Below are 4,399 nucleotides of genomic sequence, written 5' to 3'. Positions count from 1 at the left end.
TCTTCATCGCAGCGCCAACGTGAATCCTCCCCAGCCAACCATCTCCCGCTAGTTGGGCGCCCCACCGCCCATTCGACCGGGTCGGTCACAGCCAATTGGACCGCAGCGCGGCTAGTTCGCCGACCAGGAGATCGGCAACGACAAATAGCCCCGGATCGGGCCCGACCGCAGGCGCTGCGCGCGGCCCAAGTCGACTTCCCAGTTGGGCACGCGGGCCAGCAAGGCGCGCAACGCGATCCGGGCCTCCATCCGGGCCAAGGACGCACCGAGACAGAAGTGAATGCCTCGGCCGAATGCCACTTGGTGTTCGGGTTTGCGCCCGATGTCAAACACGTCGGGATCAGCGAACACGCGTTCGTCACGATTAGCCGAGCCGAACAACAACAGCACCGAATCACCCGCCGACATTGTGACGCCATGCACTGTCACGTCGCGGGTCAACGTTCGCGAAAGTCCTTGAGCCGGTGAGTCATACCGCAGCAGCTCCTCAACAGCTGCCCCGAGCAAGCTCTCATCGCCAGCCAGCCGGTGGCGGGTGTCGCGATAGTCGGCCAGTACCACCGCGGCGTTGGCCAGCAGATTCGACGTCGTCTCATGACCGGCGATCAGCAGCAGCAAGCAAAAGCCAAGCAGTTCGTCGTCACTAAGGTGCTTTCCGTCGATCTCGGCACACACCAACGCTGACATCAAATCGTCGCGCGGTTGGCCGCGGCGGTCGGCGAGGAAATCGGTGAAGTAGCCATAGATCGCGGCCGCGGCTGCCAAAGCCTCGCCGGTCTCGCCGTGGGTGGGATTGGACTGCACCAACGCGTTCGACCATCGCCGAAATTGTGTACGGTCCTCGCGCGGCACACCGAGCAAATCAGCGATCACCATCGCCGGTAGTACAGCTGCGAAGTCGGCGACGAAATCGGCCGAACTGGCTTCCTGGATCAGGCCGGCCGTCAACTGATCAGCGAGGTCCTCGATCGCGCACGTCAGCGCCGCGATTCGTCGCGGGGTGAAGGCCTTGCTAACCAATGCCCGCAGCTGATCGTGTCGCGGGGGATCCATCAAAATCATCATCGGCAGCAGCGATTCGCGAAAAGTCGAGCCCGGTGGAGTCGGAAATACTCCGTCGACCGACGAGTAGCTGTGATGGTCAAGCAGCGCGCTGATGACATCCGCGTGGCGACTAAGTACCCAGGTGTTGGTATCGGCGGCGTGATAGACCGGTGCCGCGTCGCGTAGCTGCCGGTAGACGGGGTAGGGGTCGTCCTGAATTTCCGCGTCAAAGGGATCGTAGCGAAGTTGTACCGTCGACATAGCGTCTCCTGCCACATTGCAGAACGTCGGTTTAGACTGAGAGTTTAAACCGAGGGGAGGACTTTATGCGGAAGATTCCCGCTCAGATTGCCGACCGGTTGCCTGCCGCGGCCGAACTCTTCGCCGAGCGCGGGCTCAACGACACAAAGATCGAAGACGTCGCCGCGACCACGGGCATCGCCAAGGCCACGCTCTACTACTACTTCGCCGGCAAAGAAGAAATACTCGCCTTCCTCCTCGAAGACGCCCTACAACACGTCGCGCACGAGGTCACCGCGATCGTCGAGGCAGACGGCGCCGCCGCCCAACGCCTGCACGACGTCATCAGTGCCCAACTGCGCGTGATGGCCCAGCGGCCCGCTGTCTGTCGCGCCCTCATAGGAGAACTGGGCCGCGCCGCCCGCATGCCCGCCATCGCCAACATGATCAGCACCGCCTACTTCGAACCCGTCGAGACCTTGCTTCGCGCGGGCGCTAACGACCGTTCACTCGAGGCTCTCGACAACCCCAGAGCTGCCGCCATCGCGCTATTCGGTGCAGTCACCACCAGCGCACTGACCTACCTAATCACCGACGATACGCTCGACGAAGATCTAATCGCACGAACAATCCACGACGTCGTGTTTACCGGCATACGGCCACGCTAGCTCCCCCCGCAGACCAATCTGCGACCACGCCTGTGCTCGATAGTCAACGACTTTGAGCATTTCTGAACATCTCCTACCCCAACAGCTCACCCCCAGAACGCCCGCGTCCGATGGAGGTGCGCGGCCGGCGAGATCCGGGCACCTGACCAGTGCAGCCAGAACGTCGGACCCGAAAACCGCTAGCCCACCACGGCAATACCGCAGGTTTCGAATACGACCACTCCACCAGCACAGTGCCAACACACGACTTACACACCGCCCCTTGGTGTTTCGTGCACTGTGCAAAGTCTCGATGGTCGTCGCACACCAACCATGCGCCCGCACACGACGGGTCAAGTAGCCCGTGGCCGCGGGCAAAATTAGCGTCAGACGGGGGACTTGCCAGGGCTACGGAGGCGTGGCACAGCCTCGAAGCATCCAGGTCTCGAATGGCTCCGCCGGGCGGCGGCCGCAATAGTCAGATATGGCCAATCCGACCCGCGTCTCGGCAACGTGGGATGTCCACATCGCGATATTCGGTATCGCCGGTGGATCCTCACCCGAAGGCTGTCCCCGACGGCCTTCCGTTGTGTGGGCCACAGCCGCGAACCTCCGCGACCGGGCTTCCTTGGAGGCGCCGGGGGAGACCTCGACGTGATGGACGCTCTACGTCTTGACGTCGGGATCGTCTGTGTCACGCTGCGGGTTGGAAAGTCCTGGCGCGGGTGTATTTGATTGAGCTGCTGGCGGATTCGCCCCAGTCGTGCCAGTACCAGCAGTGCCAGGCGCCTTTTTCGTAGTGGTGTCTGCTTCGGGTTCAATCGGGTCGCGCAGATCGATCATTTCGGTGCCAGCCTGGGGAGATATGGTCTTGGTCGTCCAGGTGGACTTGACCCTCGACGATTTGCCTTTGTGTTCGACGTGTACCTCGATGGCATCGGTTGCACTCGCCCCGCTGGTGAGTGTGAAGTAGACGCGAATCTTGGCTTTGCCGCCATCGAAGTTGATTGGCCCGGCACCAGTTTTGGAACGTCCGATTAATGGCAGCTTGGTGTTGGTGCCAGCTGCCATGAGTTCAACCGAATCGACTTGCGCGGCCCCGCTTCCCTCCTTGGCGAGGACGACTTCCACGAACCCGGTCTTGTCGAATTCGCTTGTCACCGTGATGTTGGCGCGGTTCTGACGGATGTAGAGGACGACCGGCACGCCGATTGCGGCCCCCAACGTGGCGGCGGCAATGATGACGCCCCAAATAATCCAGTCGATGCCGAACATCAGGGACACCCGCACGGAAATGACTGTGCGCCCGTTATGGGGTCCACCTCGATGCCTCTATGACACACCTCGCTGCACCCGACCACCTTGCATTGCAAGAGGCCGTTGAAGAATCGTCTGAGATGGCAGCGGTCGTCGTTGTCCTCCCACACGACCTCATACGGGCCCCTCGACGCAGTGCCCACGCGAAAATCGATCGCACCCTCGTCGTCATTGCGCGTGGCTCGATAGAACGACACCGCTTCAGGGTGACCCGGATCCGGGGTCAACAGGTAGTCACCGTTGACCAGCGGAACCGCCGTGTGCCAGATGGCCGCGATGCGCTCGCCCTGACCCCGCTCAACGATGCCCAGACCTGAGCGCGCCTGAGCCCACGATTCTGCGGTGAAAGACAATACGGTAGGGGTGTGGAGCGACGGATGATCCGCATCCGAGAACACGATATCTTGTAGCGAGGGTTCTTCCGCTAGACGCTGCGCGAGCTCGACACTCTCTTCGTCTTGAGCCAATTCATTTCGCACTCTTGGATCTAGCGGTGGCACGATCCCGGCGAGTTCGAGCACGAATGCTGCCATTGTTGCCGGCCACGCCGGCATGCCTACCCCCGTCATGGCACAAACGATAGGGCGATCGCCGCAGCATGGGGCGCATTTCGGCATTTTCGCAGCGGTGGTCAATTTCATTGATCAACGCTGCGCCCCTCGCGGTCCGCGGTGTCGGCGGACGGTGGCTACGGTCTCCACCTTGTCGTAGGGAGACGTTCCCAGGTCGCTGCTTCGACGAGGCCCACCGTGATGAGGAAGGGCACGAACATGCGTTGTTGGGCTTCGGGTTGGCGGGCCAAAGCAGGCTCCAATCCCCCGGCGGGGGAGCGGCTGCGCAGTAGGACCACAGGCAGGAGCGTTTGCTGGAAACGCCCGCCCGCTCGACCGCTCGCCCGGTTATCGGCCCTAGGAATTGACTCATCGAGTGAATCACAATGCGTTAGTGCCACACTCGCTGCATCACGTCGAAACCGGTTGCAAGAGCGTGCGATGCGTATGGCGGCGGATTATCGGGAATGTATAGTGGCGCTCGACTACGTTGAAGTACAACCGATTGCGCTATATGCGGTAGTTAACCAACAGTCGACGGGTTCCTGAGCCACCGAGTGGTGTGCGCCAGCCCGTCGAGTGCCTGGACCAGCTGTTGTG

Annotated in this window: 4 protein-coding genes and 1 pseudogene; 1 reads left to right on the top strand and 4 read right to left on the bottom strand. The window is 61.8% G+C overall.

Annotated features, from left to right (window positions below):
* Nucleotides 1-111: 111 nt before the first annotated feature.
* Nucleotides 112-1,305: a cytochrome P450 gene (locus BST44_RS28770; protein WP_007172294.1), complete on the bottom strand. Its 1,194-nt coding sequence runs from the start codon at nucleotides 1,303-1,305 to the stop codon at nucleotides 112-114.
* 65 nt (nucleotides 1,306-1,370) lie between these two features.
* Here BST44_RS28770 and BST44_RS28765 point away from each other — a divergent pair, with 65 nt between their 5' ends.
* A complete protein-coding gene (locus BST44_RS28765; protein ID WP_033717422.1) occupies nucleotides 1,371-1,952 on the top strand; it encodes a TetR/AcrR family transcriptional regulator in 582 nt (193 codons plus the stop codon).
* 645 nt (nucleotides 1,953-2,597) lie between these two features.
* On the opposite strand, the gene BST44_RS28760 is transcribed toward BST44_RS28765, so the two are convergent.
* From BST44_RS28760 to BST44_RS31245, 3 genes and pseudogenes are all read right to left on the bottom strand, one after another.
* Nucleotides 2,598-3,221, bottom strand: a complete 624-nt coding sequence (locus BST44_RS28760) for a hypothetical protein (RefSeq protein WP_033717424.1) — start codon at nucleotides 3,219-3,221, stop codon at nucleotides 2,598-2,600.
* Nucleotides 3,206-3,817, bottom strand: coding sequence for a hypothetical protein (locus BST44_RS28755; protein ID WP_087139652.1), 612 nt, complete (start codon nucleotides 3,815-3,817; stop codon nucleotides 3,206-3,208). The genes BST44_RS28760 and BST44_RS28755 overlap by 16 nt, the downstream gene beginning before the upstream one ends.
* A gap of 119 nt (nucleotides 3,818-3,936) precedes the next feature.
* Nucleotides 3,937-4,050 (bottom strand): annotated as a pseudogene (locus BST44_RS31245) (hypothetical protein); the annotation flags it as partial.
* Nucleotides 4,051-4,399: the final 349 nt, after the last annotated feature.

This window comes from Mycobacterium scrofulaceum, from assembly GCF_002086735.1.
Lineage (GTDB): Bacteria > Actinomycetota > Actinomycetes > Mycobacteriales > Mycobacteriaceae > Mycobacterium > Mycobacterium scrofulaceum.
The sequence above is the reverse complement of the archived record's forward strand: the minus strand, read 5'-3'. Positions and strand labels throughout refer to the sequence as shown.

Excerpts from the sequence above, each read along its gene's own strand:
- BST44_RS28765 (WP_033717422.1), top strand. The coding sequence starts at position 1,371 with ATGCGGAAGATTCCCGCTCAGATTGCCGACCGGTTGCCTGCCGCGGCC.
- BST44_RS28755 (WP_087139652.1), bottom strand. The coding sequence starts at position 3,817 with ATGACGGGGGTAGGCATGCCGGCGTGGCCGGCAACAATGGCAGCATTC.
- BST44_RS28770 (WP_007172294.1), bottom strand. The coding sequence starts at position 1,305 with ATGTCGACGGTACAACTTCGCTACGATCCCTTTGACGCGGAAATTCAG.